The organism is Enterococcus sp. DIV0691 (assembly GCF_051711145.1).
Lineage (GTDB): Bacteria > Bacillota > Bacilli > Lactobacillales > Enterococcaceae > Enterococcus_B > Enterococcus_B hirae.
Genome location: NZ_JBIOLY010000001.1, coordinates 2,839,813 through 2,865,000, shown reverse-complemented (window position 1 = coordinate 2,865,000; position 25,188 = coordinate 2,839,813). Strand labels below are relative to the sequence as shown.

At 35.6% G+C, this 25,188-nt stretch carries 15 protein-coding genes and 4 tRNA genes; 18 read left to right on the top strand and 1 reads right to left on the bottom strand.

The window, feature by feature from the left end:
- Positions 1-16: 16 nt before the first annotated feature.
- The 9 genes from IGJ11_RS13055 to gor all read left to right on the top strand — a co-directional run bounded on the left by IGJ11_RS13055 (position 17) and on the right by gor (position 7,393).
- Positions 17-102, top strand: a tRNA-Leu gene (locus tag IGJ11_RS13055).
- Between the two features lie 10 nt (positions 103-112).
- Positions 113-186, top strand: a tRNA-Arg gene (locus tag IGJ11_RS13050).
- 18 nt (positions 187-204) lie between these two features.
- A tRNA-Pro gene (locus IGJ11_RS13045) sits at positions 205-278 on the top strand.
- A gap of 59 nt (positions 279-337) precedes the next feature.
- Positions 338-411: transfer RNA gene (locus tag IGJ11_RS13040), tRNA-Arg, on the top strand.
- A 130-nt stretch (positions 412-541) separates the two neighbouring features.
- A complete protein-coding gene (locus IGJ11_RS13035) occupies positions 542-1,012 on the top strand; it encodes a CtsR family transcriptional regulator (protein ID WP_034700167.1) in 471 nt (156 codons plus the stop codon).
- Between the two features lie 6 nt (positions 1,013-1,018).
- Positions 1,019-3,499, top strand: coding sequence for an ATP-dependent Clp protease ATP-binding subunit (locus IGJ11_RS13030; protein WP_010720716.1), 2,481 nt, complete (start codon positions 1,019-1,021; stop codon positions 3,497-3,499).
- A gap of 192 nt (positions 3,500-3,691) precedes the next feature.
- A complete protein-coding gene (locus tag IGJ11_RS13025) occupies positions 3,692-4,615 on the top strand; it encodes a peptidase U32 family protein (RefSeq protein ID WP_207433570.1) in 924 nt (307 codons plus the stop codon).
- A gap of 18 nt (positions 4,616-4,633) precedes the next feature.
- Entirely contained in the window at positions 4,634-5,875 is a 1,242-nt protein-coding gene (locus IGJ11_RS13020) for a peptidase U32 family protein (protein ID WP_010720714.1), read from the top strand.
- A gap of 171 nt (positions 5,876-6,046) precedes the next feature.
- Positions 6,047-7,393 carry a glutathione-disulfide reductase gene (gene gor, locus IGJ11_RS13015; protein WP_063627678.1) on the top strand — a complete coding sequence of 449 codons (1,347 nt, stop codon included), beginning with the start codon at positions 6,047-6,049 and terminating at the stop codon, positions 7,391-7,393.
- 108 nt (positions 7,394-7,501) lie between these two features.
- On the opposite strand, the gene IGJ11_RS13010 is transcribed toward gor, so the two are convergent.
- On the bottom strand, positions 7,502-8,935 hold the full coding sequence (locus tag IGJ11_RS13010; protein ID WP_242697219.1) for a helix-turn-helix domain-containing protein: 1,434 nt from the start codon (positions 8,933-8,935) through the stop codon (positions 7,502-7,504).
- A gap of 371 nt (positions 8,936-9,306) precedes the next feature.
- On the opposite strand from IGJ11_RS13010, the gene IGJ11_RS13005 reads away from it, so the two are divergent.
- The 9 genes from IGJ11_RS13005 to IGJ11_RS12965 all read left to right on the top strand — a co-directional run bounded on the left by IGJ11_RS13005 (position 9,307) and on the right by IGJ11_RS12965 (position 25,176).
- A complete protein-coding gene (locus IGJ11_RS13005) occupies positions 9,307-10,728 on the top strand; it encodes a helix-turn-helix domain-containing protein (protein ID WP_207433572.1) in 1,422 nt (473 codons plus the stop codon).
- Positions 10,729-10,850: 122 nt separating this feature from the next.
- Entirely contained in the window at positions 10,851-11,384 is a 534-nt protein-coding gene (locus tag IGJ11_RS13000) for a hypothetical protein (protein WP_063627676.1), read from the top strand.
- 65 nt (positions 11,385-11,449) lie between these two features.
- Positions 11,450-16,030 carry a hypothetical protein gene (locus tag IGJ11_RS12995; protein ID WP_438772573.1) on the top strand — a complete coding sequence of 1,527 codons (4,581 nt, stop codon included), beginning with the start codon at positions 11,450-11,452 and terminating at the stop codon, positions 16,028-16,030.
- A gap of 46 nt (positions 16,031-16,076) precedes the next feature.
- The gene (locus tag IGJ11_RS12990; RefSeq protein WP_370566299.1) at positions 16,077-17,822 is read left to right on the top strand and encodes a VirD4-like conjugal transfer protein, CD1115 family; all 1,746 of its coding nucleotides are present in this window, start codon (positions 16,077-16,079) and stop codon (positions 17,820-17,822) included.
- A gap of 469 nt (positions 17,823-18,291) precedes the next feature.
- Positions 18,292-18,522, top strand: a complete 231-nt coding sequence (locus tag IGJ11_RS12985; RefSeq protein WP_010720705.1) for a hypothetical protein — start codon at positions 18,292-18,294, stop codon at positions 18,520-18,522.
- Positions 18,523-18,546: 24 nt separating this feature from the next.
- A complete protein-coding gene (locus IGJ11_RS12980) occupies positions 18,547-19,371 on the top strand; it encodes a hypothetical protein (protein ID WP_010737215.1) in 825 nt (274 codons plus the stop codon).
- 11 nt (positions 19,372-19,382) lie between these two features.
- On the top strand, positions 19,383-19,745 hold the full coding sequence (locus IGJ11_RS12975; RefSeq protein WP_010737216.1) for a PrgI family protein: 363 nt from the start codon (positions 19,383-19,385) through the stop codon (positions 19,743-19,745).
- Positions 19,742-22,078, top strand: coding sequence for a VirB4-like conjugal transfer ATPase, CD1110 family (locus IGJ11_RS12970; RefSeq protein WP_053765982.1), 2,337 nt, complete (start codon positions 19,742-19,744; stop codon positions 22,076-22,078). The genes IGJ11_RS12975 and IGJ11_RS12970 overlap by 4 nt, the downstream gene beginning before the upstream one ends.
- A 32-nt stretch (positions 22,079-22,110) precedes the next feature.
- On the top strand, positions 22,111-25,176 hold the full coding sequence (locus IGJ11_RS12965; protein ID WP_251849743.1) for a lysozyme family protein: 3,066 nt from the start codon (positions 22,111-22,113) through the stop codon (positions 25,174-25,176).
- Positions 25,177-25,188 lie beyond the last annotated feature (12 nt).

The following is a 25,188-nucleotide window of genomic DNA, read 5'->3' as shown; positions in this document are numbered from 1 at the left end:
TTGCCAAAGTAACAACGCCGGGGTGGCGGAACTGGCAGACGCACAGGACTTAAAATCCTGCGGTGAGTGATCACCGTACCGGTTCGATTCCGGTCCTCGGCATTACAAATATGCGCCCATAGCTCAACTGGATAGAGTGTTTGACTACGGATCAAAAGGTTAGGGGTTCGACTCCTCTTGGGCGCGTAGTCTTTTTTATATTTTCGGGAAGTAGCTCAGCTTGGTAGAGCACTTGGTTTGGGACCAAGGGGTCGCAGGTTCGAATCCTGTCTTCCCGATTTTTTATTTTTATTGATTTTTCTAGAAATGTATTTTATAATTTAAATGAACTGAATATGCGCCCATAGCTCAACTGGATAGAGTGTTTGACTACGGATCAAAAGGTTAGGGGTTCGACTCCTCTTGGGCGCGTTAATACGGAATCCTGCATTCCGTATTTTTTTATATTTTTAATGATTTCTAAGGGAAAAGTCTTTCTTCTTTCTTTCTGATATTAAATTCGCTATAATTAAGGTCAATATTAGTCAAAGGAATGAGTAAGATGGCGCATCAGAATACCTCGGATTTAATTGAATCATATATAAAAAAGTTTTTAGAAAAGAATGAAATGATTGAGATTCGCAGGATTGAACTGGCCGACCTCTTTAATTGTGTACCTTCTCAAATTAATTATGTGATTAATACTCGTTTTACGATTCAGCGAGGTTATTTGGTTGAGAGTAAACGTGGCGGTGGTGGCTACATACGGATTGCCAAAGTAAGAATTTCTGATAAAAGGCATATGTTGGAACAAGTGAATCAGCTATTCAATGAAACGATTAGTGAAAAAAATGCTTTTGCAATCATCCAAAAATTATATGAGGATCAAATTGTTACTAAAAAAGAAGGCAATTTAATGCTGAGCGCAATTGCCAAAAATACACTGAATGTAGATGGTGGGCTAGAAGATTATGTTCGTGCTCGAATTCTTCGAGCATTTCTTGAACGATTAAGCTATGAAGATGGGAAGTGAAGATGAATGGAAGAACTTTTTACGCAAAGAGCACAATTAGTATTAGAAATTGCACAAGATGAAGCAAAAAAGTTTAAGCATCAGTCTGTTAGTTCTGAGCATATTTTGTTGTCATTGGTTATTGAACCGAATGGAATTGCTGGGAAAGTACTACGTGAAGTTGGATTAACTGAAACAGACATCTACGAAGAGATTGAGCATTTGATTGGCTACGGTACAATGACTTCATATCCTCAAGGAACCTTTTTACCTTATTCGCCACGCATGAAACAAATTTTTGCATTGGCAAATAGTGAAGTAAGAAAAATGGGTGCTCAAAAAGTGGGAACGGAACATATCTTGTTGAGTATGCTAAGAGATGAAAGTATCATGGCTACTCGGATGATGATCAATTTGGGAATCAGTTTAACGAAAGTCCGACAATCTTTGAAACAAAAAATGGGCATAAAAAATGATAGTCGTAATAATAGTATCCGTCGTAAAAACCCACAAGAAAAGCGTCAAATGGTAAAAGGTACTCCAACGTTAGATTCTTTAGCAAGAGATTTGACGAAGTTAGCGAGAGACGGAAAACTTGACCCAGTTGTTGGGCGTTCAAGAGAAGTAAAACGCTTGATTCAAATACTTAGTCGCCGAACTAAAAACAATCCTGTATTAGTAGGGGAACCTGGTGTTGGTAAGACAGCGATTGCTGAAGGTTTAGCCCAAAAAATCGTGATGGGTGAAGTTCCTGAAGAGATGCAAGAAAAACGCTTGATGATGTTAGACATGGGGTCTTTAGTAGCGGGAACAAAATACCGTGGAGAATTTGAAGACCGTATGAAAAAGGTGATTGACGAAATCTATAACGACGGTCAAGTCATTTTATTTATTGATGAGTTGCATACCTTGATCGGTGCCGGTGGTGCAGAAGGGGCAATTGATGCATCTAATATTTTGAAACCTGCTTTAGCTCGTGGAGAATTACAGACAATTGGTGCTACAACGTTAGATGAATATCAAAAGTATATTGAAAAAGATTCTGCCCTTGAACGACGCTTTGCTCGAATTCAAGTAGATGAACCGACACCTGAAGAAGCAGAAGAGATTTTACGTGGTCTTCGTTCAAGATATGAAGAGCATCATGGTGTAGAAATCACTGATGATGCGATAAGAGCTGCGGTTCATCTTTCTGTACGCTATATCACTTCTCGTCAATTACCTGACAAAGCAATCGATTTGATTGATGAGTCAGCTGCTAAGGTACGCTTAGATCAAACAGATGATCTTTCGGAATCTACAGTAATTAAGTTGGAAATCGAACAATTAGTCAAAGAAAAAGAACGAGCAATCCAAAAACAAGACTTTGAAATAGCAGCACAATTGCGAAGACAAGAAAAAGCATTACACAAAAAATTAGTAAAACTATTGATACTAGAAGAAAAGCAGGAAAATGGTTATGCTGATCGTGTGACTGAAGAAGATGTAGCCACAGTCGTTTCTGAATGGACAGGTGTTCCATTACAACAACTGGAAAAGAAAGAAAGTCAGCGTTTATTGGAATTAGAAGCACTTTTACATGAACGTGTTGTTGGACAAGATGAAGCAGTCAAAGCAGTATCAAGAGCAATTCGTCGGGCTCGTAGTGGGTTAAAAGATCCAAATCGACCAATTGGCTCCTTTATGTTCTTAGGACCTACAGGAGTTGGTAAAACGGAACTTGCCAAAGCTTTATCGGAAGTGATGTTTGGGGACGAGAATTCCTTGATTCGGGTTGATATGTCTGAATTTATGGAAAAATACAGCACGAGTCGGTTGATTGGGTCACCTCCGGGCTATGTTGGGTATGATGAAGGTGGACAATTAACAGAAAAAATTCGACAAAAGCCCTACTCTGTCATCTTATTAGATGAAGTAGAAAAAGCCCATCCAGATGTATTTAATCTGTTATTACAAGTACTAGACGATGGCCATTTAACAGACTCTAAAGGTCGGAAAGTTGATTTTAGAAATACGATCATGATTATGACTTCCAATATTGGTGCAACCCAAATTCGAGAAGAAAAAAACGTTGGCTTCAATGTCCAAGACATTACCAAAGATCATAAAGCCATGCAAAAGCGTATTTTAGAAGAATTAAAGAAAACATTCCGTCCAGAGTTCTTGAACCGGATAGATGAAACAGTTGTCTTCCATTCATTAAGCAAGGATGAAATCCACTCCATTGTTCAAATTATGAGTCGAGCAATCGTCAAACGTTTGAAAGAACAGGATATCCAAGTGAAGATTACTCCGGCAGCAATAGATGTGATCGGAAAAGCTGGTTTTGATCCTGAATATGGCGCTCGTCCAATACGAAGAGCGTTGCAAAAAGAAATAGAAGATCGCTTAAGTGAAGCATTATTAGGTGGAGAAATCCATTTAGGCGATCAAGTGACAGTGGGAGCCTCCAAAGGAAAAATCACTTTGAATGTACGTCTTCCAAAAAAGTATGTAGTTGAATCATAGGAGTTAAAAAAGAAGTGAGAGAATTTTGTTCCACATAACGATTGAAGGTTATGGGCAAAAGGCTCTCACTTTTTTATTTTTTTTACTTTTTTTCTTGTGAATTTAAATTCAAAAATCCACCAATAAATGTAAGAAGTGTTGGCAACTTTTTTAAGCTATGCTACTATTATGGAGTTGTAGGAGGAGGAAATGATGATCGAAATCATAACTACGGTAGAAACTTTTGAACAAGCAAAAGAATTACTTGAAGCAGGAACAGATACTTTGTATTTTGGCGAGGAACTATTTGGTTTGCGATTACCTGCGTCGTTTACAAGAGAAGAACAACATCAATTAGTTGAATTGGCGCACACATATGGTAAAAAAGTAAATATTGCGATGAATGGGATTATTCATCCTGAAAAAATGAAAAAAGTACCTGAATATCTACAATTCCTGAAAGAAATTGGGGTAGATCAACTGACAGTAGGTGATACAGGTATCATATACACCATGAAGAAACATCCAGAATGGCGTATTCCCTACATTTTTGATGCAGAAACGTTAGTTACTAGTGCTAGACAAATCAATTTTTGGGCGAAAAGAGGAGCTGTTGGAGCCGTTTTGGCTAGAGAAGTTCCTTTTGAAGAAATGAAAGCGATGGAAGAAAAACTAAATGTTCCTGTAGAAATTCTAGTGTATGGTGCTACTTGCATTCATCAATCAAAACGTCCTTTATTGCAAAATTATTATCATTTTACCAAACAAGAAGAGCGAGTAGATCGTGATCGGGGATTGTTTATTTCAGAACCTAAGAAAGACGACACACATTATTCCATCTATGAAGACACTCATGGGACCCATATTTTTGCCAGCAATGACATCAACCTGTCAAAAGAATTAGGGTTATTGTATCAACATCAGTTCCGTACATGGAAACTTGATGGTTTATTTACCCCAGGAGAAAATTTTGTAAAAATTACCAAAGCATTTGTGGAAGCGAAAGAACAAATCCTTGCAGGTACTTGGAATGAAGAAAGTGCTGAAATATTAAGCAAAAAGATAAGTGAATTACATCCTCAAAATCGTGAATTAGATACTGGCTTCTTCTATATTGATCCTGAAGCCATCAAGTAAGGAGTATGACGAGAAAAAATGACAACAAAAAGAAAATTGAAACGACCCGAAGTCTTAGCTCCAGCTGGGACACTTGAAAAATTAAAGACAGCGATTCATTATGGCGCAGATGCAGTCTATATTGGCGGAAATGCTTATGGTCTAAGAAGTCGCGCAGGTAACTTTACCTATGAAGAGATGGCTGAAGGCGTAGCTTTTGCAAAAGCACATAACGCAAAAGTATATGTTGCTGCAAATATGGTGACACATGAAGGAAATGAAGAAGGTGCTGGAGAATTTTTCCGTCAATTACGTGATGTCGGAATTTCTGCCGTAATTGTTTCAGATCCAGCGCTGATTGAAATATGTGCGACAGAAGCACCGGGCTTACCGATCCATTTATCGACACAAGCATCTGCCACTAACTTTGAAACTCTTGAATTTTGGAAAGAAGAAGGATTAGAGCGTGTCGTTTTAGCTCGTGAAGTTTCTATGGAAGAAGTGGCTGAGATTCGTAAAAATACGGATGTGGAAATTGAAGCCTTTATCCATGGTGCGATGTGTATTTCTTATTCTGGCCGTTGTACCTTATCTAATCACATGTCAATGCGTGATGCTAATCGTGGGGGCTGTTCACAATCTTGTCGTTGGAAATATGGATTATTTGATATGCCTTTTGGCCAAGAAAGAAATCATCTGACAGAAAACGGCGAAATAGAAGAAGAATTTTCAATGAGTGCAGTAGATATGTCGATGATCGAGCATATCCCGGAATTGATTGAAAATGGGGTAGATAGCTTTAAGATTGAAGGAAGAATGAAATCAATCCACTATGTCTCTACAGTTTCTAATGTTTATAAAGCTGCGGTCGACAGTTATATGGAAGACCCTGAGAATTATGTCTGCAAGCAAGAGTGGATTGATGAGTTATGGAAAGTGGCACAACGGGAACTTGCTACAGGATTTTATTACAATACACCAACAGAAAATGAACAATTATTTGGGGAACGTCGTAAGATCCCTGTTTATAAATTTGTAGGTGAAGTAATGTCTTATGATGAAAAAACCAAAATTGCAACGATCCGTCAACGAAATCTATTTTCTGTGGGAGATGAGATCGAATTTTATGGTCCAGGATTCACTCATTTTAGCCAAACGGTTGAGGTAATGTACAATGAAGAAGATGAATCCATTGATCGGGCACCAAATCCGATGATGATTTTAACTATGCCAGTGACACAACCTGTAAAACCAGGAGATATGATTCGGAAAAGAAAATAAAAGCATACGCTAATCAATCGAATAAAAATAAAGCATCAAAGTTATATTATCTGTTTAAACGTGTTAAACTTATTTTTTGTAAGGATAAAAAGAGTAGAGAAGATATTTTTCTTGAAAATTTATCCAAAGTAAGAAGAAAAGCAAGCATCTTCTTAAATTAGGAGGCATAGCATGAAAACGTATGATTATATAGTTGTCGGTGGTGGTTCTGGAGGGATCGCCTCTGCGAATCGTGCCGGAATGCACGGTGCAAAAGTTTTATTAATTGAAGGAAATGAACTTGGTGGGACTTGTGTGAATGTTGGTTGTGTACCCAAAAAGGTAATGTGGCAAGCCAGCACGATCCTAGAAACAATGGAACGAGATGCTTCAAGTTATGGGATCCAAGCAGATGTAAAAAAAGTAGATTTTAAAGAGTTAGTTGAAAAGCGTGAGAAATATATTGACTTTTTACATGGTGCGTATCAACGTGGCTTGGATAGTAATCAAGTGGATGCAATTAAAGGATATGCTACCTTTATAGACAGTCAAACCGTGGAAGTAAATGGGGAAACCTATCAAGCAACAAAAATTCTGATTGCAACTGGTGGTAAGCCTAGCAAAATGACGATCCCTGGTGGCGAATATGCAATTGATTCAAATGGCTTCTTTGAGATGACAGAATTGCCAAAACGGACAATTGTTTTAGGAGCAGGTTATATTGCCGCAGAACTTTCTGGTGTTTTACACGGGCTAGGTAGTGAGGTAATGTGGGCGTATCGAAAAGAACGTCCATTACGAACTTTTGACAAAATGCTATCTGATAACTTAGTTGAGATGTATCAAGAAGCTGGGATCAAAACTTACGCTGGACATATAGCTAAAGAAATCATCAAAAACGACAATGAGTATACAGTTGTATTTGAAAATGGTGAACGACTCTCTGGTGATTGTGTATTGTTTGCAGGAGGTCGAGTGCCTAATACCGATCAATTAGGATTAGAAAATACCCAAGTAAAATTAGATGAACGTGGTTTTATAAAAGTTGATAAATATCAAAATACCACAGATCCACATATTTTTGCGGTGGGAGATGTGATCGGTAAAATTGATTTGACCCCAGTGGCAATTGCTGCAGGTCGCCGTTTATCTGAACGTCTATTTAATGGGAAAGAAAATTCTTATCTAGACTATCACTTAGTACCAACAGTTGTATTTACCCATCCACCAATTGCAACGATCGGTGTAACAGAAGATGAAGCATTGGCTACCTATGGAAGTGATCAGATCAAAGTTTATCGTTCACGATTTACACCTATGTATTTTGCATTGAATGACTATCGTCAAAAATGTGAGATGAAATTGATTTGCGTAGGAGAAGAAGAAAAAATCATTGGCTTACATGCAATTGGTATTGGTGTCGATGAAATGTTACAAGGTTTTGCTGTTGCAATTAAAATGGGCGCGACAAAAGCAGATTTTGATGATACGGTCGCTATCCATCCAACTGGTGCAGAAGAGTTTGTTACTATGCGATAGAAAGTATAACTATAGTGCGAGTCCAAAGTTAGTTTTTAGACTAACTTCAGGTCGCACTATAGTTTTATGCTGTGATACCGATGTTAAACGAGCAATGATGTAACTCCCTTATGCATAAAGAAGTTCTTTTAGGTTGCTCCAAAAAGCAGAAGTGGGAATTTTTGATATTTTTAACATATTAGTCGAGATCTTCGTTTGATTTAGCTCGATATCAGTTAAAATTAGGTCATATTGATTGATTTTCACATAATCAACAGAGAAAATATTTTCTTGATACATATCAATTTTATATAACGACGGAAATTTTTTTAACAGCAGTTGTTTATAGAAAGACAAAATCCGTTCTTCCTGATAAGAAACAATGACTATGGATAAATGTTTTTTATAAGGAAGGAGTGTTGATAATAATTGTGGAGATAATGTAATCAGTTCTAAAAATAATTCTTCATAAAGCAATTGGTTTTCTTTGATTTCAGTCAAACCGGCTTGTTCGATTGACTTTTCATAAGCTGATAATAGTTTTTCTGATTCTTTGATAAATGTTTGTGATAAAAGATCTATGTATGTCGTCTTAAAGGATTGCAATCGTTCATTAAAATGGATAAAGTCATTTAGTCTTTGTATGTCATTAGGAGATAAGGTAATATCTATGCCCATATAACGATAAAAACTATGAACTAAATTTTGTAATTTCTTTTGCTCCATTAATTCATCATTTTTTGAATTAAAAAAATATAAATGACTATATGAACTTAATAGGTTATGGACATTTGACTTTGTAATACTAAAATTATATTTCTTTTCAATGATCGAACAAAGAACGGTACTTTTTGTCAATAAGTCAAAAAATAATCGTTCACTTTCGGTTTCTTTTTTTAAAGGGTAATCAATTATGTGTCGTTGTCCGATACGAATAATGGACGTATAAAAATAGTAACTATTTAAAATTAACTTATATGTACTTACTGAAGAAAACGTATGGTTTTTATTATGATAACGTTGTAACAAGTCAAATATATAGTCAAAATGTGGTAGTTGCTGCGGGGTATAAATTTCACGAAACATGCTACAAAAAAAATGCCGTATAAAACTTTCGTCACCTGTAATTTGTAACTGAGAAGCAACTTTGATCATGATTGGCCAGTTTCTTTCAGAAAAATATTCATTGATTTTAAAAATAATTCGCCGAATACTGGTTTCACTTAAAAATAATGTTTCAGCGAGTTTTGACAAAACAGGTTCATTGATAAAAATCGTTTTTAAGATTTGAACGTTCGTAGAATGATTTAGTATTTTTTTGATTAAGTCTTCCAGATTCATATCATTAGGCATTTTTAATGTTATGATTTGATACTGATCAATTTTAACGACAACAGGTGAATAGGTGTGGTTAAAAAAAACAATGTCACTTAATAATGTTTTTTTTGTCACATTTAATTGCTTTGTTAGCGTGTTGCACTCAATTGATGACATACCCAGAAGTAATGCTAACTTGACTTGTCTTTCTGAAGTTTTTTCCAGTATATTAAGTTCTTTCATCATCATTTTGGATTTCAAAATCTTAGAAATCGCTTCCTCCCACCTTTCTCTTATGGTATATAAATTATTTTATCATATATTTTTGTTATGTTAGTGTTTTTTTTATAAATTTCTATACTTGTTTTTTATTAACTTTATAGTAAATCGTTAATGGTTATTTGTTACATTGGTTATTATTGTATTTAGCTATTGTTATTTAAAAAATGGAATAGATATATTCTATATGATTGGATTTTTAAATTTTATATTTTAACACAATTCAAATATTTTTGAGAACTTAAATTTCTAAAACTAGAAAAAAATATACGGGAAATTAAAGGAATTGACTGTACGATACTCTTACATGATGTTTAATAGAAGGGAGTTTTGTACTTATGGGGTTACTTGAAAAGCAATTAGAAAGGCAAGTTACCTTACTTTATTTGTTAAATACTAGGTCTTCCAATCTTAACAAACTAGCAAGGAAGCTGACAATTACCGATAAAACACTAATTGCTGATATTGAACACTTCAATGATTCCTATTTTCCTGTTCATATTGAGGTAAATAATCACAAAGAAGTGAGTTTGACGATACCTAACAATGTCAATTTAGATGATATTTTTGTAAAAATACTGAATAATTCAATTAATGTCAAAATACTAAAATACATAGTCATATACGAACCAACACTAACTGAAATTTCTCAATCTTTATTTTTGAGTAAAACAAGTATTCGCAGGATTGTGTCAAAAATAAACAATTATTTTTATACAGAGACCATAAATATTCAGATCGATTTACAAGCAAAATTAATGGTAGTTGGCAATGAAACGGAAATTAGACGTTTATTTGCATGTATGTTTAAAGAGATGTATCGAATACAAGAGTTTGCTTATTTTGATTCTATCTATCAATTAATACGTAGGTGTCTCAAAGCACAAAATAAAACGGCTAGTGCTCCTAAAATTATTTATTCGGTGTATTACATTTTTCTTTCGATCATTCGTATAGGTCACAAACACTTTGTACCGGAAGATGAGTTGGAGAATAAAGAAATGGTTGTCACTGAACTTTTAACAGTAATTCAAAAAGATACGGTCTTTACAACGTTGATGAGTCAAAAATATAAGTTTAATGTAACTAGAAATAATGTAGCAAATGTCTTAAGTTCCTATTTCGGTTTGCTCTTTACAACAGATACTAATCGCCAGACAATCATGCCTAAGAAAATTGAAACTTTTCTTACTCATTTTTATTATTTACTTAATATTGAAGGATCGATCAGTAAAAGGACAATCGACTACTTATCTGACTTTATCAATTTTTATAAAGAATTAATGATCTTTAAAGTCAGTTATGCGGATATATTTTATCAAAAAGTGATGCAAAACAATCCTAAGATTTGGCAAGCGTATCATCATTCGCTAGAAGTTGCAGAACTGAGCTTTATTGAAAAAAGTGAATTATTACATAAAGACTTATTTTTGGAATTACTTATTTCTTCCAATCAATTAGTACATATGATCGAACCACAAGTGAAAGAAAAGTCAATTTTGGTTTTAAGTACACAGGAAATTGGTGTCGCTTTACTTTATAAAAATATTATTTTAAACAAGTATCCTTTTTTTAAGCAGATTGATATTTATGAACAAGATGTCTTTTCAATTGATTACCAGGTGTTGAATCAATATGACTTGATACTAACAGATCTCTCCCTGAATTTTGAACGAATCAATGCGAATATTTTAAAAATTTCAAAAGTGCCAACGCCAATTTTTTGGTCGAATTTTGAGGCGTGTTTATATTCTTCCTAAGGACAACTTTTACGAGTGCCATCTTTTTTTATTTTTTGGAAAAAATAGGATAGAGCTAGCAAGAAAGTCAGGTATGATTAAAATAAACAAAAAAATAAAAAAATTTAAAGGAGGAAAAAGTGATGGATTCTGAAGATCGTAGTATGTTGTTTCTTTTATGTTGTCTATTTGGGGGCTTGGGATTTTTGACTGTGAAATTATTAAAATGGACTTGGGAAATCTCAAAGGTTATTTGGGAAGTAGCGAAGTGGACTGGAGCTAAGCTTTGGAACGGAGCAAAATGGACTGGGGTTAAACTTCGAGAAGGATATAAAGTTCTTAAGAACAAATGGGATGAACGGCAAGCAAGAAAGGCATTGGCCAAAGAAAAACAAGACCTAAGCCAAGAAACAGATAAGGTCCCATTACTTAAAGATGAACAAGTTCCAGAATTACAACCAATTGATAAACAAGTTCCAAAATTACAACCAATTTGGGTAGTAGCGCAACAACAAAATCCTGAGAGAGTACCAGTACCAATTAAACAAGTAGATGACAAAAAGAGTATGAAAGATGTCACTACGGGAGCAGTAAGAACCAGTATAAATACTAAAAATAGTCTAACAAGTGGTTTCCAAATAAACAACGGTCATAGTGCAATTGCACATCAGCTTTAATCAAATTGCGCTATTACGCAATTAGTATAGATCTAGTAGAATGATCCAAGAAGGATGAAGGAGGAATGAACTACTTGGTAAGAAAGAATATATTGGAGAATGAAACCGGTGAATGGCAAAATAAATCTAATTTAAAGTCCGAGTTTATCAAAGAAGCATCGTCGTTTTCTGTCAAAAAAGAAAATGTCTTTACTCTTTGTGAAAAGTCAATCCAAGAGAATCATGGAGAAAAGACTGCACTTTTAAAAGTGCAAGATATGTTAGATGACTTTAAATTTGAAGTACTTCGACGGATGGCTGGGGATCGTAAAGTGTTTGAATTACAAAGTGAAAAAACTGAGTATGAAGCAAGAATCGAACACGCCGAGGGAAAAATCAGCGGGGAGCAACTTCAACAAAAAATTAATGTATTAGAAAAGGAACAAGAAACGAAGATCGTAAAGCATGAAAGGGATAAGGCCACAATAGAAGAATTAGAAACAAAGGACGTTTTTTTATCTAATAATAGTCATGAAAGTAATGATTATCTTGGAGCCATCGCAAAAGATGAAAAAACGAAGTACTTTGAGAATAAAGATCTGGCCGAAATATTAGCTAGTGAGATCAGTCAATCGAAACAAAAACTTACTGGGCTTAAGCAGCACAAACGAAACGAAGTAGCAGATTGTAACAAAAAATTAAATGAATTAAATAATGTTAGTCAGAAAAATAAAAAAATGATGCAAGAGATGTCAAATACGTCAAATACGCTAGATCCGCCAAATGCGTCAGATAAGGTAAGAGACCAAACAATAACAGATCAAACAATAACAGACGCTAAGATTGTTGATAAAATTAAGAAGCTTGTTAAAGAATTCATGAGAACTGAGAATTTTGAAATAATAAAAACGGATACTTTGGAAGAGAGGTATGCAAAAGCTACTGCAGTTGATATTACGAGGGAGGAAGTAGAGAACAGAAAAGACAAGGCGAAAAAAGTTCTCGTAGAGACAGCCACTATAAGGAGGAAAAAAAGACAGGATAGGGGGAGTGTATTAGAACAAAATCAAGACCAAATGAATGTATCAGAAAGGGTTGCAGCGTTTGAAAAGAATGGAGAGTCAAAACCCGACCAAACAGTATCAGTAAAAACACCTAATAAAAATGGAAGTAATCTATCAAAAGGAAACAAGCAGCAAACGAATAATTCTTTCAATCGATCAGAAGACGATTTGCGAGATCAAGTAAAACCTGAAACTGAACCTATCAATCGCCTAAGTAATAGTAATCTCTCAAAAGAGAACGAGCAGCAAACGAATCATTCTCTCGATGAATCAGAAGTCGTTTTGCGAAAACAAGCTAAGCCTGAAATTCAAGCTACTAATAGTCTCCCAAATGGTGCATCAGAAAAGGATTCGGCAAATGCTAGACCTTACAGTGGCGATGTGCGAGGGCTAATCGATAAATTTAATAGCGAAAAAAAAGACTCTCACGAGCTTCAGAAAGGTCCTAGAATAAAATTCAATCAAGGACATAGCCAACAAGACCAACAAGAAGTGTCTAAACCAAACGGAAATAAGCAGCAAACGAATCATTCTCTCGATGAATCAGAAGTCGTTTTGCGAAAACAAGCTAAGCCTGAAATTCAAGCTACTAATAGTCTCCCAAATGGTGCATCAGAAAAGGATTCGGCAAATGCTAGACCTTACAGTGGCGATGTGCGAGGGCTAATCGATAAATTTAATAGCGAAAAAAAAGACTCTCACGAGCTTCAGAAAGGTCCTAGAATAAAATTCAATCAAGGACATAGCCAACAAGACCAACAAGAAGTGTCTAACCCAAACGGAAATAAGCAGCAAACGAATAATTCTTTCAATCGATCAGAAGTCGTTTTGCGAGATCAAGCAAAACCTGAAACTAAATCTAAATCTATCAATCGCCTAAGTAATGTATCAGAAATAGTTTCGACGTTTGAAAAGAATGGAGAGTCAAAACCCGACCAAACAGTATCAGTAAAAACACCTAATAAAAATGGAAGTAATCTACCACAAGGAAACAAGCAGCAAACGAATAATTCTTTCAATCGATCAGAAGACGATTTGCGAAAGCAAGCTAAGCCTGAAATTCAAGCTACTAATAGTCTCGCAAATAGTGTATCAGAAAAGGATTCGGCAAATGATAGACCTGTCCCTGGCCATGTGAAAAATCTAATCAATAAATTTAATATAGAAGAAAAAGACTCCCTCGTGCTCCGGAAAGGTCCTAAAGCAAATTTTATTCATGGACTTAGCCAACAAGAGGAGCGTAGACCAAATAGAATAGCAAGATCTAGATCAGTTAGTCACACATTACATGAAGTACATAGAGAACAAACAGATAAAGGTCGCCGAAATAGTGCACCAGAACTCACTATGCCATCTGAATCTCCATTACGTTCAGAAGATCGAGAAACATCTTCACCCATGTATGATGACAGTCTTCATGAACGGCATTTAAAATTATCAGATTTTGAGTTAGATCCAGAGAAAAAACCATTTGATGATACACAATTTGACAAATTTCAAAGGTTTGAAAATGATATTCCATTGCGTTACATTGGAAAGTTACGGAATTTAACCAATTCAGAACGTGTACTATCATCATTATCTACAACTCAAGATTTAAAGACTCATGACAAGTTAGTTCGTAGAAATTCGGCTCCCGGAGTAATGACGGAACAGTCTATACCAAGTCACAGTTTTGACCAATTTGACCGAATTCTTATACCAAGAGTTAAATTGCGTTATGTTAATGGTCAAGTTAGTTTATCAAAGGAATTTACAACTCAAACTGCTGAACTCAATAAATTTCCAGAATTAAGCAGTTTTACAAACCAAGTTCTAACACCAGGAGATTCCTTAAACCAACCGTCTACACCCAATAGCGATTCAGAAATAAATAATCTTACAAATCAAGTTCCACTACCAAAGGATTCTTCAGATTTACGTTCAGTATCAGAAGGTGACATGAACCAAACTTCTATGCCGGAAAACGTCAACAGTACATTAGATGAAACAGATAGTGTGAAAAAATCAGTTTCGGTTGAGGATCTAAAGTTAGCATATGTAGAAAGATTACGATCTCAGGTCGCGTTTGTCGAACAAAAGATAAAGCACGATGAAGAATTAAAAAAATATGGACCGTACAATAATTTTTTCCTTGATCAATCGAAGAAGTCTAAAGCAGCAAGATCTAAGATAGAAATCGATCTTACTAAAAATAAAACACTATGTGAAGGTTTAAAGACAATTCTTGGCGATGAAAAAAAATTAGCTGAATTTTTAGAAGAGATACAACCAAAGGATCCTCAGGGGCTAGCTAAGGAACTCGAAAATGTTAAGCAAGATACGGCAGAGTTGAAAGAAAAAGCCGAAGAGTTAAAAGAAGTTACCTATAAAGATCTTAAAAAGAAATGGTATCAGGTGCTGACCCGCCCTTCATTTTATTTGTTTTTAGCAAGACAAGCACTGTGGGTTGCACCGATGGCGTTTTTTAGTGCGATGGCTGGCGCTCTTCCGCTAATGCCTACTGGCACACAAATATTACACGGATCCGCTGTAGTCAACTGGTTAAGAGGCGTGATTATTGGTAGTTATGTCGGTCAACGTTTAGTAAATGCCGTACCTAAAATCATTCCACGTACTTCCAAGAGAGTTCAGCGATTTGCTAAGGAAAGATTTCCTAAGACAGTGGCAGCGCTAGAAAAAGGATCAAAAACAATTGCTAGACCTTTTAAATCCATCGGAAAATCTGTGCGCTCGACAGCTAGAACAATTGGTCGACCTTTAAAACCAGTCGGTAAAGTAGTGGCTATACCATATAAATTTGGTAAGGAAAAATTAAGTAATCTTAACGCTAAAACCTTTGTTCCAATCGGAAAGAAAATAAAAGAAACATTCGATATTGCCCATTCTGAAAAGCGTTCATCAGAAGAAAACCAAAATCTGAAAAAAGGGTTGGATGCTAACGGACAGCGGTTGCCGTTTGCTACTCGAGTAAAAAATGCGGCATTGATGACGACAACCAATTTCGCCAAACGTTTATGGAGAAATAAAGTGAAAACGTTAATTGGAGTCGCCCTATTTGTTGGGTTAGCTACTTTCGGCTTACCTTTACTGTTAACCGCAGCTCTTCCAGCGATTTCTGGTACACTTATTGCTTCAGTAGCAGCTATAGCAGTTCCTGCCCTTTTTACGTTGCTAGGTGTGTGGGTTGCTGATAAATACTTATTGAAACCCCTGCAAAATCGATTAGCTAATCGAGAAAATGCGAAGCGTGAACAGTTATTTACCGAACGCTCAGCTAAAGTGCAAGAACTAGGACAGCACCACTCTCTTACCCCTGATTTTAATACGCGAGTAGCACGAGTGGCTCAGATAGACAATGAAAAGCAAACAGCTGAAAAACAGAAAACGCAGACGAGCCAAAAAACGAAAGAACAAGAATTAAATCGGACGAGTATATCTTCCATTTCTACTTTGAATAAACAGACAGAAACTGACAAAGTAAGATTAAGGGATTCTGTTAGTAGAGTGCTGAATAATCCAACTAATGAAAAACAATCTAGTGGACGAGCATCAGTGAGCAGTAAAAATGATCACCAGCGCTCGGAGGGCTACGGACGTTAGTGATAATATCACATAAACGCTATATTCAAATTAAGTAACGAAAGGGATGAACAACCACTTGAAAAAGTCTCAATATGTTTTATGGGTAGTCCACGTAGTTGTGGTGAGTACATTAATGTATATAGGGAATCGTACATTTTTTTTATTTACGATTGATCAAAATACAACCGTAACATTTGTGGAAAAAATAGCTAGATCTTTTCTTCACGCAGTTGATGAAATAGCTAGTTTTTCCTTCCAATTCTCATTTAACGTAAAGTCATTACTGGGAGGGCTCGCTTTTGTTCTTTCTTATGGATTACTAGTATTATACAAAACGTTTGATGAAAAAAAAGTACGCCCAAATGAAGAATATGGAAGTGCAAAATGGGGGAAATTTCGAGATATCAAACCATTTTTGGCGAAGAAAAAGAGTTTTAATATCATATTGACTAAAACAGAGAGTTTATCCCTGTCAGGACGAATGAAAATTACTGGTAAAGATAATTTTAACCGTAACAAAAATGTCGTTGTGGTTGGAGGAGCCGGTAGTGGTAAGACGCGATTTTATGTAAAACCGAATCTGATGCAAATGCATTCTTCCTATGTCGTCAGTGATTCCAAAGGATTGTTATTGATGGAAACAGGAAAAATGTTTGAGGAAGCGGGTTACAATATCAAAGTCTTTGATTTGATCAATCGGCGTGACACCCATCACTACAATCCATTTAAATACATAAGAACGGAAGACGATATTCTAAAAATCGTAAATAATTTGATTAAAAACACTTCAAATCCTGATAAAAAAGGTGGCGATGATTTCTGGGAAAAGGCAGAGACTGCTTTATTAATGGCAATTTTTAGCTATTTGATCCAAGAAGTCGTTGAAGAAGATCGCACATTAGGAAATGTGATTGAATTGGTACGTCTAGCAGATATTGACGAAAATGTTCCTGGATTCGTCAGTCCTTTAGACGTGCTGTTCAATGAGTTAGAAGAGAAAGATCCAACAAACTTCGCGGTTGCGCAATATAAAATTTTCAAACTATCAGGGGATAAGACGACCAAGAGTATTTTAGTTAGTTTAGGGGTAAGGTTGTCTCCGTTTGATATTCCTAGTATCAAAGACTTGGTCTCTAAAGATACATTAGAATTGGACACCATTGGGGATCGGAAAACGATTTTGTACATCTTACTGCCAGATACAGATACCAGTTTTAACTTCTTAGCCAGTATGATGTACCAACAGCTCTTTGATATGCTGGTCTACAAAGCAGATAATATTTATAAAGGACGCTTACCATGTCATGTTCGCTGTATTCTAGATGAATTTGCCAATATTGGTCAAATTCCGGATTTTGAGAAAGTTATTTCGGTTATTCGAAGTCGAGAAATCTCAACAAATGTGATCTTACAAAATATTAGTCAGTTAAAAACGTTGTATAAAGACACTTGGGAAACCATCATCGGTACGAGTGACGTCTTTTTATATTTAGGTGGGATGGAACAAAGTACGCATGAATATATTTCTAAACTTTTAGGTAAAGAAACGATCGAACAAAGAAATATCAGTGTCACTAAAGGCTCAAATGGATCATTCAATGAAAGTTTCCAAAAGTTGGGGCGTAATTTGATGGACCCCGATGAAGTAGCCAGTTTGAAAGGGCAACAATGTATTTTAAAAATACGTGGAGCAAATCCTTTCCTGTCTGAAAAATATGACATTGTCAAACATAAAAACTATAAAAAATTAGGGGATGTGACAGACTCATATATGTATGAACGTAATCTCTCTACACCTTCCACTACGTAACATACATATGTAATAGGAATTTAATCCTTGTCAATGATGCTGAGTGAAACTAGTAGAAGATGATATAAGGACTGTCTGGCACTCGAAAATCATGGGAAATCCAAAATTGACTTCTTGTTATTTTGAGCATTTTTGATTTTTTGACTTATTTTCAGGAATCAATTCTTAAGCGCTGTGCATTTGTTTGAAAAAAATGGATAGATGTTCCAAGTTTTATAGATGAATCAATTTATTGTGTCCAAAATAACGAATTTTAAAATTTTTTAGAGTAACTATTCTTCTCAGCTAGTCTGCTTTTTGATAAAGACCTCTTACATATATTGACTAAATTAGTCAATTATAAAATTTGAGAGAGGGAGTTTCTAAAATTTCTCAACTTAGAAATAACTGGCAAACATCGGTTGAAAAATTACCATATACTAAAAGTAGTAACAAATAATAAATAACTCAAAAAAGGGGAAATGTTTAAATGAAAGATGCAGCTTTATTAGAAAAAGTTTTTAGTTTAGTATCAAACTTCACTTTAGTAGGTGGAGGTCTTTGGCTAATTTGGGGAACGGTCATTTTAGCTGGTGCATTAAAAGATAAAAATGGTCCGCAATTACAGCAAGGAATTTGGCAAATTGTCGGTGGTGGATTGATTTTAGTTGCTGCAGGCTGGTTCGCAACTCAATTTGATTTCTCTTCACTTTTACAATAATACACTGAAAGCAGGATTTAATTTATGACATCAGCGATAATGTGGCTCTTTAATCAAATCATGTTTTATTTGAATGGAGATGATTTAAAATACACTCTGAGTAAGAATCTATCAGGATACATGTATGATGCATATAAATTAGTAGTAGATTTACAGGAACTAGTTGTTATTCCGCTTTCATTGTCTATTTTAGCCATCTTTATTCTTTTGGAATTTCAAAAAATTTCACTTAAGGTTGAGGGAGCTGGAGGAGCACCAATGCTTGGGTTTGAAATGATCATCAAATCATTTATTAAATTTGCGATTTGTTATGTGGTTATTTTAAAAATCCAAGTTTTGTTAGACGGAATCATAGTGATTACTTCTAATTTGACGTATAAAATTTTACAAGTAGGTGACGAAAAAACTGTAGCGAATGTAGCAGCAAGAGTAGAACAGGCGGTAAATGATCTAGATTTCTGGTCACAAATCGCTGTGCTATTAATTATGTTCATTCTATTTTTAGTGTCACTTGTTGTACGGACGTTGATTCAGGTAACAATTTATTTACGATTTATGGAGCTTTATATTTTTAGCGCGATGGCACCAATTCCGATGGGGGCTCTACCAAGCCAAGAATTTTCTGCTATGACCAAAGGCTTCTTTAAAAATTTTGCCGCTACGGGGTTGCAGTCAACCTTTATCGCCCTGGTTTTAGTTACATATCCAATGCTATTCATGAGAATAATGGAAGACGTTGGCACCCATATGTTTGGGATTATTTTAGGATTAACGATCTATATGATTGGAATCTTACTAGCTATCAATAAAACTAAAGGATGGGCCAAAACACTAATATCTGCATCATAAGGAGGGGAGATATGGCAATAGAAGTAAAAGTTCCAAAAGATATCAAAGAATACAAAGAAAAAGTAATAGCAGGAATGAATCTAAAACAATTATTGTGTCTTTGTATTGCTGGCGGGGTAAATGTCGCGATCGCACTGATATTCATTGCATGGTTAAAAATGCCAATCGAAATCATCAGTTGGTTGATGATCATTGCCTCTATTCCAATCGTGTCTTTTGGATGGTTCAAACGAAATGGCTTATCATTTGAAGTTTATGTTAAGCAATTTTTTAAATACCATATTTCGACAGGAACTAGAAAAAAGAAACGAAAAAAGAATGATGGTCAACAAGATATGTCAGAAAGTAAAGAATTAGGCGGACAAGAACGATGATGAAATTAAAGTCAAAAATAAAGAATAATCATAAAAATTTAAAGAAGACTTCTAAAAATATAAAGAAACAACAGAAAAAAAATCCACAAGATGTGGATTTTTTGCGCGATACTTTTTACTTTAAAACAATTTTTCCCAGCGGTGTTTGTCAACTGGATGATAATACGTACTCCATCACAGTCGAATTAGAAGATATCAACTATCAGCTTTCATCAGAAGAGAATCAGATTGAGATTTTCTCGCAATATTGTGATTTCCTTAATTCTTTAAGTAGTAAAACCCAGCTACAGTTAACTGTCTACAAAAAGAAACGACCGTTGAGTGAATTGCAATCAATTCTTTACTACCAAGAAAAGAATGATTTTTTAGACCCTTATCGCGTAGAAATGAATGATGTTATTTCCAGAAAACTGGATGAAGAAAAAAATGGCTATAAGAAACGGATTTTGTTTACCTTCATCCAGCAACATCAAACAGAAAAACTTGCTCATAAAGAGCTGGAAATGGTTGTAGATCGCTTTGCAATGTTTGCGAGTCGATTAGGTAGTGGGATCAACCGTCTTGAGAAAAAACAGATGTTGACAATTTTGTCTGATATCTTATTAACAAAAAGCGATAAGGAAGAACCAGAGATTGAGGATATCCTACCAGAAGTGATTGAACTGAAACAAAACAAAAACTACTTGAAAATGGATGATCATTATGCCAAAACCGTTTATTTGCAAGAATATCCATCGGAACTAGCAGATACCTTTATTTTTGAACTGTTAGAAATCCCTCAAGAGTTGGTGATTACATTACATATTAAGCCACTTGAACAAGATGAAGCATTTGACTTAGTGAAGACCAAATTAGCTTTTATGGAACAACAAAAAGTGGATGAACAGAAAAAAGCCCTACAAAATGGCTACGATTTTGAAATGCTTTCCTATGATTTGACTTATTCGTTAACAGAAGCGAAAAATTTAGTTGATGATTTACAGAACAAGGGTCAAAAGCTTTATTCGATGACTGGAAGTATCCATTTCCATGCCCCAACAGTTGAAAAATTAACAGAAGTACATGACGAGGTATCTTCTATTGGTCGACAATTTGGATTTAAGATCATCGAGTTAGAATTTATGCAAGAGGCTGGGCTGAACGCAACCTTACCTTTAGGAAATAATATATTGCCATTGGATCGAACACTAACGACTGCCAGCACTGCGATATTTGTGCCGTTTACTATTTCAGATCTAATTCAAGAAAATGGGAAATATTATGGCGTAAATGCTATTTCAAAGAATATTTTATCTCTTGACCGGAAATTATTAAAAGCACCCAATGGATTTGTTCTAGGAACTCCTGGTTCTGGTAAAAGTTTCTCGGTGAAGCGTGAGATCGTAAATGTACTATTGCGTGATGCCGAAGATGAAGTCATCATCATTGATCCTGAACGTGAGTATTCCGTTATCGGTAAAAATTTCAATGGTGAGATTATCAAGATCGCTAGTGATTCCGCTACCACGATCAATCCAATGGATATCAACGAAAACTATGGAGATGACAGTGACCCGGTTGTTTTAAAGTCGGAGTTTTTGATTTCATTGTTCGACTTGATTATTGGCGGTGCATTGGGGCTAACCTCTACCCAGAAAACGTTGATCGACCGTGTATGTCGTCGAACGTATGAAACAGTTAGCGATCGGATGCCAACTTTTGTAGATTTCTACCACATCTTACAAGAGCAAGAGGAAGAAGAAGCGCACCAATTGAGGACGGACTTGGAAATTTATATCGAAGGAAGTTTGTCAGTATTCTCCTCTGAAACAAATGTCGATATTACCAAACGGCTCGTTGTCTATGATATCAAAGATTTAGGGAAACAGCTTAAAACAATGGGGATGTTGATCGTGTTGGACCAAGTCTGGAATCGGATCACCACCAACCGGGAAAGAGGCGTTCGGACCTGGTTGTATATCGACGAAATGCAATTACTGTTTACAAATGAGTATTCTGAAAATTATTTCTTTGAATTATGGAGTCGTGCCAGAAAGTGGGGGGCAATTCCAACTGGGATTACACAGAATGTGGAGACACTTTTACTTTCGGACCTTGCACGGCGGATGCTTTCAAATAGTGATTTCGTCATGATGCTCAATCAAGCAAAATCTGACCGTTCACAATTAGTCCGGTTATTTGATATCTCAGAAGAACAAGAAAAATTTGTTGTGAATTCACCAGAAGGTTATGGACTGATGGTATTTGGCGATACAACTTTACCTTTTTATGATCATTTTCCGAAAGATACGCAGTTGTATAAGATGATGTCAACCAAACCTGGTGAAGACTAAAACGAAAATGGAATCAGAAAGGATACGTCACAGTGCCCGATTTGAATGAACCCAATAACGAACAGCAGGAATCACAAAATAGTATTATCAGCACAGGATTAGAAAAAACCAAAGGTCTCATTAAAGACCAAAAAAAAAGTTCAGAACTAACAAAAGCGATCCTTAAAAACAATCAGACAATTAAAGTAACGATAATCGTCCATAAAAATGATAAACTACCAATCATTAAAAAAAAATCTCGTTTAAAAAGAGTCATTAAACAAGGGAAACAAAAGATTAAACTGACTAAGAAACAAATTTCAAAAATAAAACGAGACGTTGAAGAATTTGGTAATAAAACCGTCGTATTAGCTAAAAATAGGTTCCGTAAAGTTTTAGGCCTAAAACGCAAAAATGATCAAAAAAAAGTGCGACAGGAATTACGATCTGATTCAAAAAGTCAGAATAACATCCAGGGAACAAAACAGTCGACAGATCAACCAAAAGTGAATGTGCAAAAGAAACAGCTAAAAAAAGAACAGTTAAAAAAAGTAGCAGAAGAAACAAAAAAAGGCAATTTGGTTGCTCGTTCTTCTAAGGATAGTACCCCTTACAGCTACACTGCTTACAAAGATCAAAAAGGATTTGCACCTCAAGATTCAGTGAAATCCACCAAAAAAAAATGGTACAATATTTTTGGTAAGGGTAAAAACACGAAAGTTGTCTATGTAAATCCTACAAAAGGCGTCGGCAAAAAGGGTGGGTTCTTCAAGAAATTTCTAGGTAAAAAAAAATCAGCGTCAAAATTTTTAGATATGGCTCAAAAGCTGTCACCAAAAGGGCAAGCAAAAGAAGCGGCTATGAAAATGCTTGGTGGGCGAGATGAAAAGGGAGATTTAACGATTATCGGGATCCTCATTACGCTGATTTTTTTAGTGATTACAATCAAGGCGCTATTGATCATCGCGATAGTTATCGTTATACTGGCGATCATTCTCGTGGTAATCTCGGTCGTTTTAGCGATTTGGACTTTTATTGTCGCCTTGTTCACATTGAAAACAGAAGATATGGCGATCGCTGAAGCATTTGAGTATATTTCCTATTTGGATGCCTCTAAAAATAGAGATGTTTATAATCGTTACAATCAATTAGTTGAAGAACATGATGAAGTTTATTTTGAAGTGAATGGAATGGTTGCCGATCCGGAACAATTTTCGTTTGCTTCAAATGGGGATAACTATATCTATTACTTAAATGCCAAATATGAAAATTATAATATTAAAAATAGTGCGCTTCCTAATTATCTGAAACGACTAAAAGACCAAACATCCATGAGTCCTCCATTATATATGTCTTTTTATGCCCAGTTTAAAGATAAGTATTCACCAATGGAGGAAGAGCCAGTTAAGATTGCAAAAGTAGAAGATGAACTTCGCGCAATCCATGATGGCACTTTTACATACAAAGTCGAATATGAAGAAGATAAAGATACAGAAGAAAAAGTTAAAGACAAAGACAAAGACAAAGAAGAAGAAGACAAAGAAGAAAAAGACAAAGACAGCGTCACGCTGAATGTCAAAGTACAAACGATTGCTGAATTTCTTGATTTAGATCCTCAAATCGAACTCTATTCAAACAATAAAGTGATAGGAACGATCTCAGCATTCTCACAAGATGAAATCGATAAATATTATCCTGTGTTAGAAATCGATCGTTTTCAGGATAAGATTTTTATGGATAATCCTTTAGGGAAAGTTTCGTATGCTTCTGTTATTGGTAATTATGGTTATCGCGGTCGGGACGATGCCAATATGAATGATGAAATAATCATTGATGCGAAACCACAAACGCCTGTCTATGCCACATCAAACGAGAAGGTAACAGAGATCAGTACGCGTACGGCTCGAGATCTAAATGGGAAAAAGCAAACGACAACAAGTATCAAAACGGAAACAGGGAAATACCAAGCTTATTATATTAATGTGACGCCGATCATACGTGAAGGAGCTTCTTTAGAAAGCGGAGATTTGATTGGTTACACAAGTGACAAATTTGACGGTAATTTATTGATGATCATGAAAGAAAAACGAATCTTCCTCTACCGCAATCCAGAAATCAATCCGACAATTTTTATTGAAAATTTGGTTTATGGAAATCGTACGAAATTAAGTCAGTATGATCGAGAACAATCGCAAGGTGAGCTTATTTATCCACCTGAAAAAGTGGTTCAATGGCGAGAAAAAGTAGTAACAGAAGCAAAAAAACAGAACATTGAATCATTTACCAATGTCATACTATCCATAATCTGGGTAGAAAGTGGTGGGGATGGTGAAACCGTTCCGGATATTATGGGAATTGCTAAAGCACAAAATTTGAATCAAACGATCAACCCAGAAAAGTCAATTGAATTAGGTGTAGCTTATTTTGCAAATTTAATAAGAAAAGCACAAATGTATCAATTAGGTAACTTAGCAGCGATCCAAGCTTACAATTATGGGGAAGACTATTTGGACGAGTTGATCCGTACAGATAGTAAATATACATTTGAGCATAGCAAAGCTTATGCGCAAGAAAGAAGTAATGGGGAAGTTGTTTCTTATAATAAGGGCGTGGCTTTAGATCTTGGCTATAACTGGCGTTACGCATTTGGTGATATGTTCTATGCACGCTTAATTTCTTACAACCTCTCAAACTCTACTGGAAAGTTGGTAGAGGTAGCAACTAAAGAAATCGGTACGTTAAATGGCAATAAATATTGGGAGTGGGCTGGCTATGAGAGCCGAATGGAATGGTCTGCGATCTTTGTTACTTGGGTAGCAGAACAAGCAGGGTATCTCAGTCAAGGTCGTGTACCGAATACTGTAAGACCGTTAGATATGTTCAATTGGTACAAAAAGAATAATAAATTCAAAGCCACTGATATAGGCTATATCCCGCAACCAGGGGATTTGATTTTCTTTGATTGGAAAGGTAATAAAACGGGGAAAGACCAGGTGGGGATCGTCGAATTTACAGGTGGAAATACGATTCAAGTAATTGAAGGTAATTCAGAAAATATGGTTCGAAGAAGAACCTATACACTCGATCATTCAGCAATCTCTGGATATGGGGTGCCTTAATCTTTCGACTAG

What these genes read in the sequence shown, in the direction of transcription:
- IGJ11_RS12990 (WP_370566299.1), top strand. Translation starts at nt 16,077, where the DNA reads ATGAACAACCACTTGAAAAAGTCTCAATATGTTTTATGGGTAGTCCAC.
- gor (WP_063627678.1), top strand. Translation starts at nt 6,047, where the DNA reads ATGAAAACGTATGATTATATAGTTGTCGGTGGTGGTTCTGGAGGGATC.
- IGJ11_RS13030 (WP_010720716.1), top strand. Translation starts at nt 1,019, where the DNA reads ATGGAAGAACTTTTTACGCAAAGAGCACAATTAGTATTAGAAATTGCA.
- IGJ11_RS13005 (WP_207433572.1), top strand. Translation starts at nt 9,307, where the DNA reads ATGGGGTTACTTGAAAAGCAATTAGAAAGGCAAGTTACCTTACTTTAT.
- IGJ11_RS13000 (WP_063627676.1), top strand. Translation starts at nt 10,851, where the DNA reads ATGGATTCTGAAGATCGTAGTATGTTGTTTCTTTTATGTTGTCTATTT.
- IGJ11_RS13020 (WP_010720714.1), top strand. Translation starts at nt 4,634, where the DNA reads ATGACAACAAAAAGAAAATTGAAACGACCCGAAGTCTTAGCTCCAGCT.
- IGJ11_RS12980 (WP_010737215.1), top strand. Translation starts at nt 18,547, where the DNA reads ATGACATCAGCGATAATGTGGCTCTTTAATCAAATCATGTTTTATTTG.
- IGJ11_RS13010 (WP_242697219.1), bottom strand. Translation starts at nt 8,935, where the DNA reads ATGATGAAAGAACTTAATATACTGGAAAAAACTTCAGAAAGACAAGTC.
- IGJ11_RS13035 (WP_034700167.1), top strand. Translation starts at nt 542, where the DNA reads ATGGCGCATCAGAATACCTCGGATTTAATTGAATCATATATAAAAAAG.
- IGJ11_RS12995 (WP_438772573.1), top strand. Translation starts at nt 11,450, where the DNA reads ATGAACTACTTGGTAAGAAAGAATATATTGGAGAATGAAACCGGTGAA.
- IGJ11_RS12985 (WP_010720705.1), top strand. Translation starts at nt 18,292, where the DNA reads ATGAAAGATGCAGCTTTATTAGAAAAAGTTTTTAGTTTAGTATCAAAC.
- IGJ11_RS12970 (WP_053765982.1), top strand. Translation starts at nt 19,742, where the DNA reads ATGATGAAATTAAAGTCAAAAATAAAGAATAATCATAAAAATTTAAAG.
- IGJ11_RS13025 (WP_207433570.1), top strand. Translation starts at nt 3,692, where the DNA reads ATGATCGAAATCATAACTACGGTAGAAACTTTTGAACAAGCAAAAGAA.
- IGJ11_RS12975 (WP_010737216.1), top strand. Translation starts at nt 19,383, where the DNA reads ATGGCAATAGAAGTAAAAGTTCCAAAAGATATCAAAGAATACAAAGAA.